This window comes from Streptomyces sp. NPDC058457, assembly GCF_042720695.1.
Classification (GTDB): Bacteria; Actinomycetota; Actinomycetes; order Streptomycetales; family Streptomycetaceae; genus Streptomyces.
In genome coordinates this window covers 1-17,979 of record NZ_JBHXLU010000038.1, presented here as the reverse complement: position 1 = coordinate 17,979, position 17,979 = coordinate 1, and the positions used below count along the sequence as shown (strand labels likewise).

General features: G+C 69.6%; 17 protein-coding genes. 10 read left to right on the top strand and 7 right to left on the bottom strand.

Translation table 11 applies throughout. The features are described 5' to 3' along the window. Positions 1-33 precede the first annotated feature (33 nt). Genes ACFWPS_RS27275 through ACFWPS_RS27265 form a run of 3 tightly spaced genes read left to right on the top strand, consistent with a single transcriptional unit; the run spans position 34 to position 3,516 of the window. Complete coding sequence (locus ACFWPS_RS27275; RefSeq protein ID WP_383709001.1) at positions 34-2,025, top strand: ABC transporter permease; 1,992 nt, start codon at positions 34-36, stop codon at positions 2,023-2,025. Then, entirely contained in the window at positions 2,003-2,749 is a 747-nt protein-coding gene (locus ACFWPS_RS27270) for an ABC transporter ATP-binding protein (protein ID WP_383708999.1), read from the top strand. The genes ACFWPS_RS27275 and ACFWPS_RS27270 overlap by 23 nt, the downstream gene beginning before the upstream one ends. Next, positions 2,746-3,516, top strand: coding sequence for an ABC transporter ATP-binding protein (locus tag ACFWPS_RS27265; protein WP_383708997.1), 771 nt, complete (start codon positions 2,746-2,748; stop codon positions 3,514-3,516). The genes ACFWPS_RS27270 and ACFWPS_RS27265 overlap by 4 nt, the downstream gene beginning before the upstream one ends. Positions 3,517-3,590: 74 nt before the next feature. On the opposite strand, the gene ACFWPS_RS27260 is transcribed toward ACFWPS_RS27265, so the two are convergent. The 3 genes from ACFWPS_RS27260 to ACFWPS_RS27250 are packed head-to-tail and all read right to left on the bottom strand — an operon-like array spanning position 3,591 to position 6,699. Continuing rightward, a complete protein-coding gene (locus ACFWPS_RS27260) occupies positions 3,591-5,048 on the bottom strand; it encodes an aldehyde dehydrogenase (protein ID WP_383708995.1) in 1,458 nt (485 codons plus the stop codon). 5 nt (positions 5,049-5,053) lie between these two features. After that, positions 5,054-5,506: a Zn-ribbon domain-containing OB-fold protein gene (locus ACFWPS_RS27255; RefSeq protein WP_383708993.1), complete on the bottom strand. Its 453-nt coding sequence runs from the start codon at positions 5,504-5,506 to the stop codon at positions 5,054-5,056. Further along, positions 5,503-6,699, bottom strand: a complete 1,197-nt coding sequence (locus ACFWPS_RS27250) for a lipid-transfer protein (protein ID WP_383708991.1) — start codon at positions 6,697-6,699, stop codon at positions 5,503-5,505. The genes ACFWPS_RS27255 and ACFWPS_RS27250 overlap by 4 nt, the downstream gene beginning before the upstream one ends. Positions 6,700-6,935: 236 nt before the next feature. Here ACFWPS_RS27250 and ACFWPS_RS27245 point away from each other — a divergent pair, with 236 nt between their 5' ends. Both ACFWPS_RS27245 and ACFWPS_RS27240 read left to right on the top strand, forming a co-directional pair. Then, positions 6,936-7,799 (top strand): FadR/GntR family transcriptional regulator, encoded by an 864-nt coding sequence (locus tag ACFWPS_RS27245; RefSeq protein WP_383708989.1) that lies wholly within the window; start codon positions 6,936-6,938, stop codon positions 7,797-7,799. Positions 7,800-7,937: 138 nt separating this feature from the next. Next, positions 7,938-10,409 (top strand): CaiB/BaiF CoA transferase family protein, encoded by a 2,472-nt coding sequence (locus tag ACFWPS_RS27240; protein ID WP_383708987.1) that lies wholly within the window; start codon positions 7,938-7,940, stop codon positions 10,407-10,409. Between the two features lie 60 nt (positions 10,410-10,469). On the opposite strand, the gene ACFWPS_RS27235 is transcribed toward ACFWPS_RS27240, so the two are convergent. Next, on the bottom strand, positions 10,470-10,676 hold the full coding sequence (locus tag ACFWPS_RS27235) for a hypothetical protein (protein ID WP_383708985.1): 207 nt from the start codon (positions 10,674-10,676) through the stop codon (positions 10,470-10,472). Between the two features lie 3 nt (positions 10,677-10,679). Next, positions 10,680-11,813, bottom strand: a complete 1,134-nt coding sequence (locus tag ACFWPS_RS27230; protein ID WP_383708983.1) for an amidohydrolase family protein — start codon at positions 11,811-11,813, stop codon at positions 10,680-10,682. A 243-nt stretch (positions 11,814-12,056) separates the two neighbouring features. On the opposite strand from ACFWPS_RS27230, the gene ACFWPS_RS27225 reads away from it, so the two are divergent. From ACFWPS_RS27225 to ACFWPS_RS27215, 3 genes are read left to right on the top strand one after another with little or no spacing between them, the layout of a single operon-like run. After that, on the top strand, positions 12,057-12,995 hold the full coding sequence (locus tag ACFWPS_RS27225; protein ID WP_383708981.1) for an LLM class F420-dependent oxidoreductase: 939 nt from the start codon (positions 12,057-12,059) through the stop codon (positions 12,993-12,995). Beyond that, complete coding sequence (locus ACFWPS_RS27220; protein WP_383708979.1) at positions 12,992-13,849, top strand: SDR family NAD(P)-dependent oxidoreductase; 858 nt, start codon at positions 12,992-12,994, stop codon at positions 13,847-13,849. Before ACFWPS_RS27225 ends, ACFWPS_RS27220 begins: the two co-directional genes overlap by 4 nt. Before the next feature lie 7 nt (positions 13,850-13,856). Then, positions 13,857-14,627 carry an SDR family NAD(P)-dependent oxidoreductase gene (locus ACFWPS_RS27215; RefSeq protein ID WP_383708977.1) on the top strand — a complete coding sequence of 257 codons (771 nt, stop codon included), beginning with the start codon at positions 13,857-13,859 and terminating at the stop codon, positions 14,625-14,627. A 197-nt stretch (positions 14,628-14,824) separates the two neighbouring features. Here ACFWPS_RS27215 and ACFWPS_RS27210 read toward each other — a convergent pair whose 3' ends face one another. Further along, complete coding sequence (locus tag ACFWPS_RS27210; RefSeq protein ID WP_383708975.1) at positions 14,825-15,457, bottom strand: TetR/AcrR family transcriptional regulator; 633 nt, start codon at positions 15,455-15,457, stop codon at positions 14,825-14,827. Between the two features lie 91 nt (positions 15,458-15,548). Here ACFWPS_RS27210 and ACFWPS_RS27205 point away from each other — a divergent pair, with 91 nt between their 5' ends. Further along, a complete protein-coding gene (locus tag ACFWPS_RS27205; protein ID WP_383708973.1) occupies positions 15,549-16,460 on the top strand; it encodes an MBL fold metallo-hydrolase in 912 nt (303 codons plus the stop codon). 201 nt (positions 16,461-16,661) lie between these two features. Here the strand turns inward: ACFWPS_RS27205 and ACFWPS_RS27200 are convergent, their stop codons facing one another. Next, entirely contained in the window at positions 16,662-17,237 is a 576-nt protein-coding gene (locus ACFWPS_RS27200; protein ID WP_383708971.1) for a TetR/AcrR family transcriptional regulator, read from the bottom strand. Between the two features lie 157 nt (positions 17,238-17,394). Between ACFWPS_RS27200 and ACFWPS_RS27195 the strand changes: the two genes are divergently transcribed. Continuing rightward, on the top strand, positions 17,395-17,979 hold a 585-nt coding region (locus ACFWPS_RS27195; protein WP_383708969.1), incomplete at its 3' end, for an oxidoreductase.

The following is a 17,979-nucleotide window of genomic DNA, read 5'->3' as shown; positions in this document are numbered from 1 at the left end:
TCTGGTCGATCACCGGCAGACCCAAGGAACGACATGATCGAGATCCTGCAATTCGCCCTCCTGGGCCTCGGCGCGGGAACCATCTACGCCGCGCTGGGCACGGGAGTGGTGCTCACCTACCAGGCCGCAGGTGTCATCAACATCTCCCTCGGCGCGATGGGGATGTACATCGGATACACCTATGCCTTCCTGCACAACGAGGACCTGCTCGTCCTCCCGATCGGTACCATCGCGACGCCGGACCTTCCGGTGTGGGCCGCCATGCTGGTCTGCCTCGCTGTCGCATCGTTGCTGGGCCTGGTCGCCTACGCGCTGGTCTTCCGTCCGTTGCGATCGGCATCGGGTCTGCTGAAACTCGTGGCCGCCGTCGGTATCACCATGGTCCTGCAATCCCTGGTGGTCCTGCGGTTTCCCACCACGAGTGCGAGCGTGCCGCCGATCCTGGCGAACGACCCCGTGCGCTTCGGCGGGCTGACGGTGTCGTGGGACAGGTTCCTGCTCGCGGCCGTCGTCATCGTCGTCGCCGCCCTGCTGTGGGTTCTGACGCGGTTCACCCGGACCGGACTCGCGATGCGGGCGGTCGCCGAGGACGAACGGGCGGCCACGCTCCTCGGGCACTCGCCCGGGCGGCTCTCCGCCCTCGCCTGGATGGGCTCCTCGGTTCTGGCAGGACTGCTGGGCATCCTGGCCGGCCCGATCACCGGGCTCGACCCGGTGACCAACAGCCTGTTCATCGTGCCGGCCCTCGCCGTGGCGATCGTCGGCCGACTTCGCTCCTTCGGGATCACGGTCGCCGCCGGTATCGCCCTGGGCATGGTCCAGAGCGTCGTGCTGAAGCTCCAGGGCGACTACTCCTGGCTGCCTCAGACCGGGCTGCGCGAGGTGCTGCCCTTCCTGGTGATCGTGGTGACGCTCGCAGTCAGCGGCGGGAGCCTGCCTTCCCGTGGCACGGAGGAGGATCCTCGGCTGCCGGCGGTGCCGCGCGGTGGTGCCAGCCCGGTCACGGTGGGCGCGACGCTGCTGGTCGGCGTTGCGCTGGTCCTCACTCTGGACGGGCCTTACCGCACCGCCTTGACCACGACGGTCGTCTCCGTGCTGGTCTGCCTGAGCATTGTCGTGGTCACCGGCATGCTGGGCCAGATCTCGCTGGCCCAGATGACCTTCGCCGGTGCCGCGGGCTTCGTGCTCAGCAACCTCACCACCCGCGCTCACATAGGGTTCCCGTTCGCACCGCTCATCGCGGTGGCCCTGGCCGTGATCCTGGGCGTCGCCGTGGCCGTGCCGGCGCTGCGGATCCGAGGGGTGACCCTCGGTGTGGTCACATTGGGCCTCGCCGTCGCCGTGTCGGAGTTCGTCTTCAAGAACCCTGGTTGGACGGGAGGTATGGGCGGCAGCCGGGTACCGGAACTGCGCCTGTTCGGTGCCGGACTCGGCAACGGCGGCGACATCGCGTTTGCCCTGTTCGCCCTCTTCGTCGTGACGGCCTGCGCGGTCGGGGTGATCTGGCTGCGCCGGACCCGACTCGGCGGACAGATGCTCATGGTCCGCGCCAACGAGCGCGCGGCTGCGGCCGCGGGAATCAACATCGCCGGTGTCAAGCTGACAGGTTTTGGCATCGCCGCCGGTCTCGCCGGGACAGCCGGCGTCCTCCTCGGATACCAGCAGGAGAGTCTGGCCTTCCAGAACTTCGACGTCTTCGTGTCGCTCACCTACGTCGCGATGGTCTACCTGGCCGGTATCAGCCGCGTGTCCGGTGCCGTGATCGCCGGTCTGATGGCCCCCGGCGGGCTCGTGTACTACGCGCTCGACAGATGGCTGGACCTGGGCAAGTACAACGCGATCGTCAGCGCGATCGGGCTCCTGCTCGCCCTGGTGACCACCCCTGGCGGTGTGGCGGGTGAACTGGACAGGCAGATGCGGTGGCTCGTCGGCAGGCTGCGCCGGCCGGCAGTGCCCGAGCCGTCCGGAAAGCAGGGCGCCGTACTCGGGGAGGAGACCGAGCATGCTGTCTCTCGCACTACGTGATCTGAGTGTGGCCTTCGGAGGCGTGCACGCTCTCGACGGCGTGACCCTCGAGGTAGCGCAAGGTTCCCTCACCGGTCTCATCGGCCCCAACGGTGCCGGCAAGACCACCCTGCTGGACGCGTGCACCGGCTATGTCACGGCACACGGTGAGGTCCACCTCGGCGATCGTCGAATCGACGGCCTGGCGCCGTATCGCAGGGCCCGCGCCGGACTGGTGCGCACCTTCCAGTCGCTCGACCTGTTCGACGACCTGACGGTGGCGGAGAACGTCGCCACCGGGATGCCGGGCGAAGCCCACCGACGTTGGTGGCACCAGCTGAGGCGGATGCCCGCCGCGGACACGCCGGTGGTGCACGACCTGTTGGCGTCACTCGGGCTGGACGGCGTCGCGGGCTCCCTTCCCGGATCGGTCAGCCAGGGGCAGCGGGCGCTGGTCGCCCTCGCCCGCGCGCTGATCGCCCGCCCCGACGTGCTGCTCCTCGACGAGCCGGCGGCGGGTCTCGACAGCCACGAGAGCGAAGAGCTGGGCCGACGCCTCAGGGACGTGTGCGACCGGGGCACCACAGTGCTCCTGGTGGAGCACGACATGAGCCTCGTCCTCGGCAACTGCGACCACGTCCATGTCCTGGACGCCGGAAAGCTGCTTGCCTCGGGGACCCCGGCGGAGGTCAGAAAGGCCCCCGCCGTTCTCGCCGCCTACCTGGGGGAAGGGAGTCCGTCATGACCGGCGCGGACAGCTCAGCCGACACGGCCGGCGCCGCCACCACAGAGGCCGCACCCGCCCTCCTGCGGGTGCAGGGCCTGCGCGCAGGCCACGGCGCCAGTACGGTCGTACGCGACATCGACCTGCACGTCGAGCGGGGGGAGGTGGTGGGTCTCTTCGGGCCCAACGGCGCGGGCAAGACCACCACCCTGATGACCCTGGCCGGCTGCCTGCCCGCGCACGCCGGGCAGATCGAGGTGCTCGGTGGTCCGGTCACCGCGCGCACCGGCGCCCGGGCACTGGCCCGGCGCGGGTTGCGCCTGGTTCCCGAGGACCGGGGGCTGTTCCGGCAGCTGACCGTCCGGGAGAACCTGACGCTCTGCCTGGAACAGCGACGTGGCGGCCGGGCCCTGATCGAGGAGGCACTGACCGTGCTGCCTCAGCTGGGCCCGCTGCAATCCCGCCGTGCGGGATTGCTGTCGGGCGGTGAACAACAGCAACTTGCTCTGGCCCGTGCCCTGTTGGGACGTCCCAGGCTGCTCTTGATGGACGAGATGTCGCTGGGCCTCGCCCCGAGGATCGCCGGAGAGCTGCTTCGGACACTGCGTACCCTGGCCGTGGAGCGGGAGCTCGGCGTGCTGTTGGTCGAACAGCATGTCCCCGCCGCCCTGGAGGTGGTGGACAGGGTGTACGCGCTGGCCCACGGCCGCCTGGTGCACAGCGGCACCGCGGACGAACTGCGGCGCGACCCGGGCGTGCTCCAGGCGGCCTACCTCGGCGCGGACTAGCGGGACGGAACGCATGTGCGCCCCGGGAGCGAACAGCTCCCGGGGCACACGCGTGACGCCGGCATGCACTCGGATCAGAGAAAGACCGAGCGCGTCTCCACGAAGTCGTCGATGCCCTCGGGGCCGAGCTCCCGGCCGTAGCCGGACGCCTTGAACCCGCCGCAGGGGATGGCCGGGTCGGTGCCGATGGGGCTGTTCACGGCGACGGTGCCGGTGCGGATGCGCCGGGCGAACTCCAGGGCTCGGTCACGGTCACCGCTGTAGACGGCGCCGGCCAGACCGTACTTGGAGTTGTTGGCGATCTCGACGGCTTCGTCCTCGTCCCGGTACGTCAGCACGGTGAGGACAGGGCCGAAGATCTCCTCCTGGGCCGCCGTCGAGTCGGGCGACACGTCGGTGATGACGGTGGGGGAGATGTACAGGCCGTCCTCCATCCCCTCCGGTCGCCCACCACCGGTGACGATGGTGCCGCCCTCGGCACGTGCGGAGTCGATGAAGCCCATCACCCGGTTGAAGTGCTGCTCATTGATCATGGGACCGAGCTGGGTGGCCGGGTCGGCAGGGTCTCCTACGACGGTCTTCTCCAGCGCCGTCGCCAGCGCGCCGACGATCTCGTCCTTGCGGCGCTCGCTGACCACCAGGCGGCTGGGCATGGCGCAGATGGCCCCGTTGTTGAGCGGCAGGACGAAGGCCATGGAGCCTGCGACCAGGTCCACGGGTGCGTCGTCCAGCACCAGGGCTGCGGACTTGCCGCCCAGTTCCAGCGTGACCCGCTTGAGAGAGTCGGCGGCCGACGCGGCGATGCTCTTGCCGACGGCCGTGCTGCCGGTGAAGGAGATCTTGTCCACCCCGGGGTGCTTGACCAGCGCCTGGGAGACTTCGGTGTCGGCCGCGATGATGTTGATGACGCCCTCCGGCAGCCCGGCACGCACCGCCGCGTCCGCCAGGTAGTGGAGGCTCAGCGGGGACTCGGGGGACGGCTTGAGGACCAGGGTGCAGCCCGCCAGCAGCGCGGAGGGCACCTTGAACGCGGCCAGCTTCAGCGGGGCGTTCCACGGGATGAAGGCGGCGACGACCCCGACCGGCACCTTCTCCACCAGCACCTTCGCACCGGAGGCGGCGGTGCGTTCCTCGGTGACCGCGATGGTCTCGGCGAGCCCCGCGGCATAGCGCAGGAACTGCGGGATCCCCTGCGCCCCGTCGCGGCACATCGCGACGGCGAGGCCGGTCTCGGCCAGCGCCACCTGGGTCAGTGGCTCGACGTCGCGTTCGAGCTCCTCCGCCAGTCTGATCATGGCCGAGGCGCGCTCGGCGAGCGTCATCCGGGGCCACGGTCCGCTGTCGAAGGCACGGCGTGCGGCCGCCACCGCATCATCCAGGTCGTCGGGGCTCGCCAGCGCTGCCCGGCCGAAGACCTGCCGGGTCGCGGGGTTGACGACCTCCTCGTAACGGCCGTCGGAAGAGGGTCGCCAGGTCCCGTCGATGAAAAGGCCACGCTCGGTCACCGGAGCGAGTTCGGAATGGGTGGTCATGCTGGTCAGCCTTCCTTGCCTTCCGCAGCAGGGGTGAAGGGACGGAAGACCGGAAGCAGCCAGCCGTCCGACACGGGAGAGAAATCCACAATGAGTTCCATGCCGATCCGCACCTCGTCGGGATCGGCGTCGATCACGTTGCTGACGAGCCGGGCACCCGGAGCGTCGGGCAGATCGACGACGGCCGCCACCACCACGGCGTCGTCCAGTCCGGGGATGTTGCGGACGACGGAGAAGCTGAAGACGCTTGCCCGGCCCGACAGCTGAACCCAGTCGACCTTCTGTGACTGGCACTCCGGGCAGAACGGGGTCGGCGGCAGCCGGAAGTGACCGCAGTCCGCGCAGCGCGGGGCGGTCAGCCGACGTTCCCGGGCCGCCTGCCAGAACGGCTCGGTGACGTGGTCGGTGGCGATCTGCACCCGCTCGGGGGGCAGCGCCCGGGACAGGACGGCGCTCATGCGTCGCGCCCCAGGATCAGGCCGCTGACCGGAATGGTCGCCGGACCACCGCTGACCAGGGCCAGCTCCGCATCCGGAACCTGGTTCACCGCGGTGCCGCGCATCTGCTCCACCGCCTCCCGCACATGGGTCATGCCGATCACGTAGCCCTCCGAGAGATGTCCGCCGTGCGTGTTGACGGGGATGGAGCCGCCCTTGTAGCGGATGGCTCCGCTCTCCACGAAGGCGCCACCCTCGCCCTTGGGACAGAAGCCGTAGTCCTCCAGTTGCATCACGACCATGGGCGTGAAGTGGTCGTAGAGGAGAGCCACGTCGATGTCGTCAGGGCCGACCCCCGCCTTGCCGTAGAGCCGGTCGGCAACCGCCGCGTGGCCGGCGGAGGCGAAGGTCTCCTCAGGCATGCCCATCCAGCTGAACCCCCGTCCCCACTCCCGTCGGCCGCCGTGCGCGGCCGCGATGACCGGAACCGGCTTCTGGCGCAGGTCACGGGCGCGTTCCAGACTGGTGGTGAGGACGGCGACGGCGCCGTCGGTCTCCATGCAGAAGTCGTACAGGCACAGCGGCTCGGCGATCATCCGGGCGTTGAAGTAGTCGTCGAGGGTGAGCGGTGTCCGCCGTAGTGCGGTGGGACGCGTGAGCGCGTTCTCCCGCGTGGAGATGGCGACCTCGGCGAAGGCCTCGCGGCGGGTGCCGTACACATGCATGTGACGGCGTGCCAGTACCGACATCAGATGCCCGGGGCCGGTGAGTCCCGCGGGCTGGATGAACGACTTCTCAGGCGTCGGCTCGGCTTTGCCGAAGACTCCGCCCAGGCGGTACTGGGGAAGCTGCTGCAGAGCCATCACACTGACGACGCAGGTCGCGTCGCCTGCCACGATGGCGGCTCTGGCGAGGCCGATCGAGCCGGCCGAGCCGCCCCCGCCCGCGGTCAGCGAGGCGGTGAAGGTCACCTCGGGGATGCCGAGGGTCTCCATCAGGGAGGCCGTGTCCATGGACCGGCCGTAGCCACCGCCCGCCATGGAGTAGTAGGCGAAGCCGTCGATGTCCTTGACCGACAGTCCGGCGTCCTCGCAGGCCGCCAGGATCGCCCTGCCCGCCAGCTCGGTGATGGTCTGCGGGTGGGACTCGCCGCGCGGGTAGTACGGGGTTGCGCCGACCCCGACGATCGCGGTGTCGGGGGGTTGAAGGGCCATGGGTGCCTCTCCTTGGCGGCCTTATAGAGCACCACCGACTTAGGGTTCTTAGTTCACCATGTTAATCCAGGGTAGTTCCGGTCGAGTGCTGTCAGCAAGGGATCGCCGCACGAGTTCCGCATAGCGGGGAAGGCGGTTGCGGCGGTATCGGCGGGTCGGCGTGGGGTCCGCTGAGTGGGACATCCGCGGTCCGGCGAGATAGCTATCCTCGTAAATGACGTAACCCAGGTGTCTCCGTGCGTGCGGCGGCCTCGGATCACAGCGAAACAGTGAGGGTGGAACCTATGGCGGGGTCGGACGACCGGCGTCCTGACGGTGTGAACTGGAACAATGGTGGAGCGGTGACCTCGGCCAACGGCGTGCGGGCGCCGAAGACCGGTGAGCTGGTCGCCCGGCGGCTGCGCCGCATGATCGTCGACGGTGAACTCAAGAGCGGCGACTTCCTGCCCCACGAGCCGGAACTGCTGGCGCACTTCAACGTGTCCCGCCCGACCCTGCGGGAAGCTGTCAGGGTCCTTGAGTCCGAAGGGCTTGTCGAACTGAGGCGCGGTTCGCGTACCGGTGCCCGGGTGACGGTACCCGGGCCGGAGGCCGTCGCTCGGCCCGCCGCGCTTCAGCTTCAGCTCGGGGGGGCCACGCTTGCCGATGTCTACGTGGCGCGCAGCGCGATCGAGCCGCCGGCCGCACGGCTGCTCGCGCTCGACGGGGACGAGGAGAAGTATGCGGCCCTGGAGCAGGTGCTGGAGGAGGAGCGGGCCAATCTGGACGACGTCGACCGGTTCGCCGTGGGTGCCGCCCAGTTCCACCTGCGTCTGGTCCAGCTCTCCGGCAACCAGACCCTGGCTGTCATGGCGGGGATGGTGTACGAGATCATCCTGCGCCAGTCGCAGATCGTGGTCCGGGCTCGCCGCGAGAACACGCCCAGTCTGAGCCGTCAGTACAACAACCGGGCCGTGCGCGCCTATGAGAAGCTGGTGAACTTGGTGCGCTCGGGTGACGGTGATGCGGCGGAGGCGTTCTGGCGCAAGCACTTGGCGGTCGCCGACGAGCTGGTGTTGGCCGGCAGCGAGGCGACGAGGGTCATCGACATCCTGGAGTGACGCACCCCGCGTCGTCCGTCTCCTCCGGGCTGGGCTCTTGTCTGGCCTCGATCGACCCGCTTACATAGATAACTACGTTAGTGTTCTTGCGGGTCGTGTCACCTGCGAGGCGGGCACCTCGGCGAAATGGGGCGAAACATGGGCGACGCATCTTTCCGTCGTCGGGACAGCGAAGATGTCTCTGACGGGGGCCCGCTCGCGGGCATCGCGGTCATCGATCTCTCCACGACCCTTCCCGGGGCACTGGCCACGCAGTTCCTCGCGGACGCCGGTGCTGACGTGCTCTGTGTGGAACCGCCGGGCGGCAGTCCGTTGCGGTCCAGGCCCGGCTGGCCTGCTCTCGGCCGGGGGAAGCGCAGCGTCGTGCTCGACATGCACGCCGAATCCGACCGCAAGGTGATCGACCGCCTGGTCGCCGGTGCCGATGTCGCGGTCACCACGATGCGGCCCGCGGCCGCCGCTCACCTGGGTCTGACGCCCGAGTCCCTGGCGGCCGTCAATCCGCGGCTGGTCAGCGCGGCCATCACCGGCTGGGGGTCCTCGGGCCCCTGGACACACCTCAAGGGCTATGAGGGGCTGGTGATGGCCAAGCTCGGGATGTTCCACGTCAAGCGGAACATCGTCGGCCGGCCAGGGCCTGCCTTCGTCGCCGCACCGTATGCCAGCTGGGGGGCCGCCCAGACCGCCGTGCACGGCATCCTCGCCGCCCTCCTGGAGCGGGAGAGCAGCGGACGCGGCCAGCACGTCGAGGCGGACCTGGTGCGCGGTGTCTCCACCCTCGACACCTGGAACTGGTTCACCGAACTGGTCGGCATCCGGTGGCCGGGATCCTTCAACGTCGTCGACGCCTACACCGACGACGGACAGCCGCAGTCCCCCATGGCGCTGGGGCTGCTCGCGGCACTCACCAAGGACGGCCGATGGCTGCAGTTCGCCCAGGCCGGACAGGGGCTCTTCCGGGCACTGATGGAGGAACTCGGGCTGGGGTGGCGCTACGACGACCCCCGATGGAAGTCGCTACCCGCACTCGAAACACAGGAACTCCGCACCGAGCACTGGAAGACCATGCTCGACAAGGTGGGGGAGCGCACCTACGCCGAGTGGAAACAGGTATTCGAGAGCAACCCCGACGTCAACGCCGAGGCCTACCGAACCGCCTCCGAGGTGTTCGACCATCCGCAACTGCGGCACGACGGACGGGTGGGTGTGGTCGACGATCGCGACCTCGGCCCCGTCCGGCAGCTGACCAGCCTGGTGCACTCGGACGACCGTCCCCTCACGCCGCTGCGGCCCGCGCCGCGCCTGGACGAGCACGGTGAGGCGGCCCGCGCTGCGACCGCCGTGCCGCCGACGCCACCGGCGGCCGGCGCGGTGCCGGTCCGCCTGCCGCTGGACGGCGTGACCGTGGTGGAGTTCGCCCTGATGTACGCGGGCCCGTACGGCGCCACGCTCCTGACCGATCTCGGAGCCCGCGTGATCAAGGTGGAGAGTCTCGACGGCGACCCCATCCGTCGTGCGGTGGCCTTTCCGGAGGCCGGGGGAGCGAAGGCCATGCTGGGCAAGGAGAGCATCTGCCTCGACCTGCGGACGGAGGAGGGGCGCCGGATCGCCCACGAGCTGGTCCGCCGTAGTGACGTCGTGCTCCAGTCATTCCGCGCCGGTGCCGCCGAGCGCATCGGTGTCGACGAGGCGACACTCAGGGCACTCAACCCCGACCTGGTCTATCTCAACGCGGCGGGATACGGCACCGACGGCCCGTACGGTCACCGGCCCGCGTACGCGGCCTCGATCGGCGCCGCCAGCGGCTTCGCGCTTGCGGAGGCTCCGTACGTCACCGAGGTCAGCGGTGATCCGGAGGAGGTCAGCGCGTCGGTGCCCCGTCTCTACGCCGCCGCCGCCCGCGCGAGTCTGCAGTCCGACGGCGTCTCCGCGCTCGGTGTGGCCTCGGCGATGCTCCTCGGCCTGGTCGCACGTGCCAGGCGCTGCCCGCTCGGAGCGCTGACGACCACGATGCTCGCGACCGCGGCCCATCCCCTCGCCGACTGGAACGTCGACTACGCGGACCGTCCTCCCCTGCCCGCAGTCGACGCCGAAGGGTACGGCCACAGCGCTCTGTACCGTCTCTATCGTGCTGCCGACGGCTGGGTCTTCCTCGCTGCCCCGGCCGCTGACGAGTGGTCGCCGCTGGCCGAGGCCCTGGCCGCCGAGGTCCCCCTGGCCGACGACTCCCGCTTCGTCTCGGCCGGGCAGCGCGCCGTTCACGACACGGAGCTGGCCGAGGTTCTGTCGCGGGTCTTCACCCGGCTGCCCGCAGCCGACTGGGAGGCGCGGCTCACCGCAGCCGACGTCGGCTGCGTCGCGGTGACAGAGCAGGCGCCGGAAAGACTGGTGCAGACCGACCCGTCGCTGGCGGCCGAGTACGCCACCACGGTCGTGAGCCCCGTCTTCGACGAGCACCTCCGGCTCGCGCCTACGGTCCAGTTCTCGCGTTCGGCCACCCGGGCCCTGGGGGCCTGCCTCGCGGGGGACCACACCGACAGCATCCTGCGGGAACTCGGATACGACAGGCACGCGATCGCCGGGCTGCGTGAACGGGGAGTGGTCGGATAGCCGCACCCCCGGCTCACGGGGAGTGGCCGGACCATGAACCGGCCACTCCCGGCGAGGTGTTCAATCCGCGGATGACCCGGTGTGCTCCCGGGCCAGACGCAGGCCCTCCTCCCTGCTCATGGCGACGACCTCCCATCGCTCGCAGGAGCAGGCGCACACATAGCCGCCCTCGTCGCGCGGTATGACCGACTGAGCCACGCAGGCGCCTGCACTGGCCACGTCGTGCAGGAACTCGGTGGGGGAGTCGTACATCACGTTGTCGGACATGGCTCAGGCTCCCTTGGCGGCCGCGGGCAGCGGGGGCACGTGGGGGAACAGTTCGGCGAAGACTCCGGTGGTGATGCGCTCCCTGACCTTGGCGTCGACCCCGTCGAAGAGGCCGTGCAGGGTCTCCTGGGTGTGTCCGAAGGTGCCCTCCATGTGCGGGTAGTCGCTGCCCCACATGACGTTGTCGTAGCCCATGGACGTGGCGGCGGCGACGGCGGTCTGGTCGTGCTGGAAGGACGCGTAGACCTGCGAGTAGATGATCTCCCGCGGGGACCGCTTGAGCTTCGGGCGGACCATCGCGGCGTGCTGCCGGTAACCCTCCTCGATGCGGTCGGCGATGAACGGCACCCATGTGGCACCGCCCTCCGCGACCAGCACCTTCAGGCCGGGGTGACGGTCGAGCGCACCGGAGGCGACCATCTTGACCACCGCTCGCTGACCGCCGAACGTGGTCTCGGTGTAGTTCAGCACCGCGCCGCCGGGGCCCCGGTACACGACGCCGGCCATGGCGCCGGTGGAGAGGTCCACCGGGTCGGTGCCGATGTGGAAGGCCAGCACCATGTTCGCCGCCTCCGCGGCGGCCCAGAGGGGCTCCCACGCGTCGTCGTTGTAGTCCTTCTGGAGGGGATGCGGCCTGACGGGCAGGAACAGCGCCCGGAATCCCATTTCCGCTGTCCGCTCCAGCTCGCGGACGGCGTCCCCGATGTCCAGCGTGGACACCTGGGCGGTTGCCACCAGCCGTTCGGAAGCCTGGTCGATGGTCTCCCAGGACCAGTCGTTACTCACCCGCAGTGCCTCCCGCAGCGCCTCAGGTGTGCGGAACGACGAGCTCCACAGACCCAGTGACGGGAAGACCAGCTCGCCCCAGATGCCCTCGTTGTCGAGGTCCTTCATGCGCAGGGTGACATCGCGAGCGCCGGGCGCCCGGTTGGACGCCTCCCGGAACTCCTGAGCCGCCGGCGGCGGAGTGGCGCGGCGGAAGGACATGCCGTCGATGTGGACGGTCTCCCACCTGCCGTCGGGGTCCTTGACGCTGTACGGCATCAGCTCGGCCAAGTGCTTGGGCGCGTTGCTGCGCCACAGGTCATCCGGCTCCATGAAGTGCGAGTCACCCGAGTTCGCCCAGATCTTCGTCATGGCTGTCTCCTTGTGCGCGGTTCGTGATGTGCGGCCCTGCCTGGTGAAAATGACGTTTTCAACGTTGCCTCGCCACCTGACGCCTGTCAACACCCCGCTGGCCCGGCGCTGGCCACATAGCTCGGGTCGGTGCTCGGGGTGCAGATTGAAAACATCATTTTCAAACCACTGGCTCGGTGGAGGGAGCTGTTAACATAAATAACTTCGTTAGCTACGACCGTGGCTGGTTGAGTGAGGGATGCCGTGAGGTTCACCGTCGAACACCCGATAGGGAAGCCTGGCTGTGCGCCGGAGCTGTACGGACCCGAGGGTCTGCGGACCTTTGCCCGCGCTGCGGAGGAGGCCGGCTTCGACGCGATCGCGTTCACCGAGCACCCCGCGCCGTCGGCCAAGTGGCTTGCCCTGGGCGGTCACGCGACCCTGGATCCGCTCGACGCCCTCGCCTACTGCGCGGCGGTCACCGACCGGCTGCGGCTGATGACGTACCTGATGGTGCTGCCGTATCACAGCCCGCTGGCGGCGGCGAAGCGGATCGCCACGGTGGACCGGCTCTCCGGCGGCCGACTGACGATCTGTGCCGGCGGGGGCTATCTCCGCTCGGAGTTCAACGCGCTCCATGTGGACTTCGAGCGTCGTGGTGAACTGTTCGACGAGACCCTCGACGTGCTGCGGGATCTGTGGACGGGCAAGTCGTACTCCGGCGAGGGCTTGCGTCACACCGCGCGCGGGACGGTGAGCACGCCTGGGCCCGTGCAACTGCCTCATCCTCCCGTCTGGATCGGTGGCAACGGGCGCAACGCGCGCCGCCGGGCCGCTCGTGCGGCGCAGGGCTGGTCGCCGCTGCTCAACGGCGCGGACATGGCGGCCACCACTCGGACCGCGACGCTGTCCACCCCGGCGGACCTGGCGGCGGCGGTCGACGAGTTGCGTCACTTCGCGGCACAGGCGGGACGCGACCCGGCATCCATCGAGGTGCAGGTGCAGACCCCGCACAGTGACATCGGTACCGAAGAGGGCGCGTACCCCTCCCACCGTTCACACCTCGGAGAACTGGCCGGCGCCGGAGCCACCTGGTTCGTCGTCCGGGTGCCCGGAAGCAGCGTGGACGAAGCCGTCGCGGCGCTCAAGCTCTACGGACGCGAGGTGATCGAGACATGCCGGTCGGAGAGGAGCGGGTCATGACATTCGAGTTGGGCCTGAAGGGCAAGGTCGCGGTGGTGACGGGAGCCGGCGCAGGTATCGGGCAGGCCATCGCGGTCGCCCTGGCGGGGGCGGGCGTACGGGTCGGGCTGATCGACATCGACTTCGAGCGGGCCGAAGCGACGAGGAGACTGGCCGAGAAGGCCGGTGGCGCGGCGACCTCGCTCGTGGCGGACGTGATGGACACCGCCGCCCTCACCGCAGCGATCGCGACAGCGCACCGGACCTTCGGCAGGCTGGACATCCTGGTCAACAACGCCGGCGGGGTACGTGCCAGGCGCTTCCTGGACCAGAGTGAACGCAGCTGGCGTCGCCACATCGACATCAACCTGGTCAGCATGCTGGCGGCAACCTCGGCCGCCGCTCCGCTGATCGCCTCGTCCGGCGGCGGCTCGATACTCAACATCACCAGTATCGAGGGCCGGCGCGCCGCTCCCATGTACGCGGTGTACGCCGCCTGCAAGGCAGGAGTGATCAGCTTCACCCGCACGATGGCGGTCGAACTGGCGGAGCACCGGATCCGGGTGAACGCGCTCGCACCCGATCACACCGCGACGGCGGGCAACCGGGGAATCCTGACGGGCCCCGTCGACCCCGACGCCCTGCCGCCCCGTCCCCCGGATCGCGACGCCGCTATCAGGCGCTACGTCCCGCTCGGCCGTGAGGGGGCCGCCGAGGACTGCGCTGACGCGGCGCTCTACCTGTGCTCCGATCGCGCGGGCTATGTCACCGGCGTCACACTCGACGTGGACGGCGGGACCGGGGCTGCCGGAGGCTGGGTCAGTTCGGGAGGCGGCTGGACTCTGTACCCCGACGCGGCACCCCTGGCGAGGTGACGGGCGGATGACGGACACCACGCCGATCACGGCGACCGAGCAGTGGTTCGACGGCCGGGTCGCCCTCGTCACCGGCGGCGGGAAGGGCATCGGCGCCGCCATCTCCCTCGAACTGGCACGCCGAGGCGCGGACATCGCCATCAACTACCACCACGACGAGGAAGCCGCCGGGCACACGGCGAAAGCTGTCCGTGACCTCGGCGGACGGGCGGTCCTTGTTCGGGCGGACATCACCGAACCCGGAGCCTGCGCGGACATCGTCGCTCGCACACGGACCGCGCTCGGGCCGGTCGATCTCCTGGCCAACAACGCCGCGTACACCCAGATCGTGCCGCCCGCCCAGCTCACCGTCGAGACCTGGCGGAAGATGTTCGCCGCGAACGTGGAGGCGGCGTTCGAACTGACCTGGCTGCTGAAGGACGACATGAGGGAGCGGGGCGGTGGGGCCGTCGTCAACGTGTCGTCGGTCGCGGCGCAGCGCCCCGACCCCAACCTGATGGCGTACGGCGCGTCGAAGGCGGCGCTGGAGTCGTTCACGGCCAGTGCGGCGCTCGCCCTGGTCGCCGACAAGGTGCGGATCAACGCGGTGGCGCCCGGGTTCACGCGAACGCCGCGGGTGGACACGGTGGACCAGAAGACGCAGGCGGCGATACTCGCGCGACTGCCGCTCGGCCGGGCCGCGGAGCCGGAGGAGGTCGCGTCCGTGGTCGCCTTCCTCCTCTCCGATGCCGCCTCTTACGTGTCCGGTCAGGTCGTCGCCGCGCGGGTCGGTCCCTGACGGCTCGCGTACCTCGCGGCGGATTTCCGGCTGCACGGGCAAGCCCCTGGCGGCGCCGTCCCGGGCCGACCGCTGTCGGTCACGGTGCTTCCATGCCCCGGCTCGTACTGCCTGTTCGGGGATCGGAAAGGACGCGGCGTCGTGGCGGTGGCCGTCGGGCGAGGGGGCGTACCACGAGGTGGTACGGGCCGGAGCCCTCATGGCGATGCGCGGGGCCGCGCATCCGCGTCCGGAGAAGTCGGCCGAGCTGTAGCGGCTCCGGGATTCAGCGTGGTTGTGGTGGTGCGCAGTTCGGCGAGCACGTCGGCGGCCAGGGCGGCGACATCCTGGCCGTCGGAGGCTTTGATCCAGCGGGTGTAGGTCGCGTGGGAGGCCAGCCCGATCAAGGCCACGACAAGATCCAGGGCGAGGCCGTCCAGGCCCTTCTCGCGCAGGGCCGTGGTGATCGCCTCGTTCTGGGACTGCCGTTTGAGCAGGTCACGCTCCCGTAGTTCGGGGTTGTGGTCGACAACCGCCTGGCGCCGCCCGTACCAGGCGCGCTTGGCCGGGTCGAAGACCTGGATGATCGCCCGCAGGACTTCGTCGACCACGTCGAAGGCCGTGATTCCGGGCGGGATTGCGGCGATCGCAGCCACGGCTCGGTCGGTGATCTCGCCCGTGCCGGCGAACAGCACTTCGCGTTTGTCGGTGAAGTGGCGGAAGAAGGTGCTTTTCGACGTCCCGGCCCGCTCGGCGATCTGTGCGGCGGTGGTGTTGTCGTAGCCGTGTTCGAACAGCTCCAGGGCAGCGTCCTGTAGTCGTTCGCGAGTGCCTGGTTCCCATCTGCCCATGGGTCCATCGTAGGTGATGGGACCGCGGACCCATCGCATGTTACGGTGACGGGACCGGGGTCCCATCACTTGATCGGAATGCGAGCCTGCCATGTCTTCTCTTGCCACCCCCGCCGCCTGGACGGGGCCGCTGCCGGAGGCGAACCCGCCCGCGGGCGTGTGCGTCTACCACCTGCCCACCGGTACGTACGAGACCCGGGCCGCACTCGCCGTTCGGGGCGGCTCATTCGGTGACAAACGCCCGTTCGCCGCGTCCGCGATCCTGGTGCGGCACCCGAAGGGCGACCTGCTGATCGACGCGGGCTTCGGCGTCGGCCTTCCGCGGCACATCGCGATGCTTCCCTGGTACATGCGCTCTCCCCATGAGGCGGGCCGGACGGCTGCCGAGCAGCTCGACGCGGTCGGTTACGACCGCGGCCGGCTCCTCGGCGTGGTGCCCACGCACACGCACTGGGACCACACGAGCGGCCTCGACAGCCTCCACGGAACGCCCATCTGGCTGAACGCGGCCGAGCGGCGACACGCGGCGGACGAACCGGACAGCAAGGTCTTCCGGCACGTGTCCCAGGACCACGAAATCCACTCCTACGATTTCGGCAGCGGGCCTTACCTCGGCTTCCCGGCCAGCCACGACGTGCACGGCGACGGCTCCGTGGTCATCGTGCTCGCCGCCGGCCACACGGCCGGCTCGGTGATCGTCTTCGTGACCGAGCCCTCCGGTGAGCGGTACGCGTTCGTCGGCGATCTGACCTGGCAGCTCGACGGTATCCGCCGCCGGGTCGAGCGACCGTGGCTGATGCGGAAGTTCGCCGACAAGGATCCCGTTTCCGTGCGTGAGGGTCTGCTGCGGATGATCGCCCTCGAAGACCTCATGCACATCGTCCCGGCCCACGACCTCGGTGCCTACGACGGGATCCCTCACCTGACGCCGGGTGTGAGTGGGCAGGGTCCGCACGGCGCCGCCGAGAACTCACCGATACCGGCTGCGCCGCAGGCCCCATGACCGGTAAGCCAGGCGCCCATCTGGGCCCTGGCATGTCGTCGGATCGTCTGCGCGCCTGGTGTGCCGGTGGGCTCACGCGCGTTCGGCGAACCGGTCATGAGCTGCCGCCGACCGTCGCCTCCGGCCCGTCCCGGCAATGCGGCACCCCGTACCTCGCGGGGAAGCCGCTCGATGGTTTCCCCGGAGTTCGCGCGGTCGGTGTCAGGCCCTCTCGTTTCGTGTGTGGGTGGTGAGGCCCGTGAGTACGAGGGTGAGCCAGCGGGTGCGGTTGGGTGCGGGTTGGTCGGTGGGGGCGGTGGAGATCAAGAGGTAGATGTCATCGACGGTGACATCGGCGTGAATGTCGCCGTCGGTGATGGCGGCGCTGATGAGGTCGGCGAGCGCGGTACCGGCACGGGCTTCGACCTCGGGGTCGAGGTGTGCGGCGCCGAGACCCGCGGCGGCGGCTTTGACGGCGTGGTTGGTGGCGGTGGCCTCGACGACGCGGGCCAGGAAGGCGGTGATCTCGTCGAGGGCGCGGGCTCCGTCGGCCGCACGTTGGCGGGCCGCTTCGACATCGTCGGCGATGTGCTCGCTGTATTCGGCCAGGACGGCGCTGACCAGGTCGGTCTTGGTGGGGAAGTGACGGTAGAGGGTCCCCACCGCGACGCCGGCGGCGGCTGCGATCTCGTCCATGCCGGCGTCGGGTCCATTGAGGGTGATCTGTTCGCGTGCGGCGTCGAGGATCTTCTTACGGTTGCGGACCGCGTCAGCGCGGGGCGCTCGGGCCTGGGCCATGGGGCCTCACTTTCCAGATGAACGGTGGCCGGGTCCGGGGTGCCTGCATGTGGGTGCGGCGACCGGGTGAACGTCTGCGGATCCGGACTTGCATTAACGTGAACCGAGGTTCATAGTAGTTGATGAACCCAAGTTCACCTTACCTCCAGGAACCCTCATGACCAAGACCGCTCTGGTCACCGGCGCCTCCTCCGGCATCGGTGAAGCCACCGCCCTCAAGCTCCAGTCCCTCGGCTACACCGTCTACGCGGCCGCCCGCCGCACCGACCGCCTCCAGAAGCTGGCCGACCGCGGCATCCGTCCCCTTGCCATGGACGTCACCAGCGACGACTCCATGCAGGCCGGCGTCGCACGCATCGTCGCCGAGACCGGACGCATCGACGTCCTGGTCAACAACGCCGGCTACGGCTCCTACGGCGCCATCGAGGACGTCCCCCTGTCCGAGGGCCGCTACCAGTTCGAGGTCAACGTCTTCGGCGCCATGCGCCTGGCCCAGCTCGCCCTGCCCCACATGCGCGCCCGCAAGTCCGGCACCATCATCAACGTCACCTCCATGGGCGGCAAGATCCACACCCCCCTCGGCGGCTGGTACCACGGCACCAAGTTCGCCCTCGAAGCCCTCAGCGACTGCCTCCGCCTGGAGACCAAGCCCTTCGGCATCGACGTCGTCATCATCGAACCCGGCGGCATCGCCACCGAATGGGGCACCATCGCCGCCGACGGCCTGCGCAAGGCCTCCACC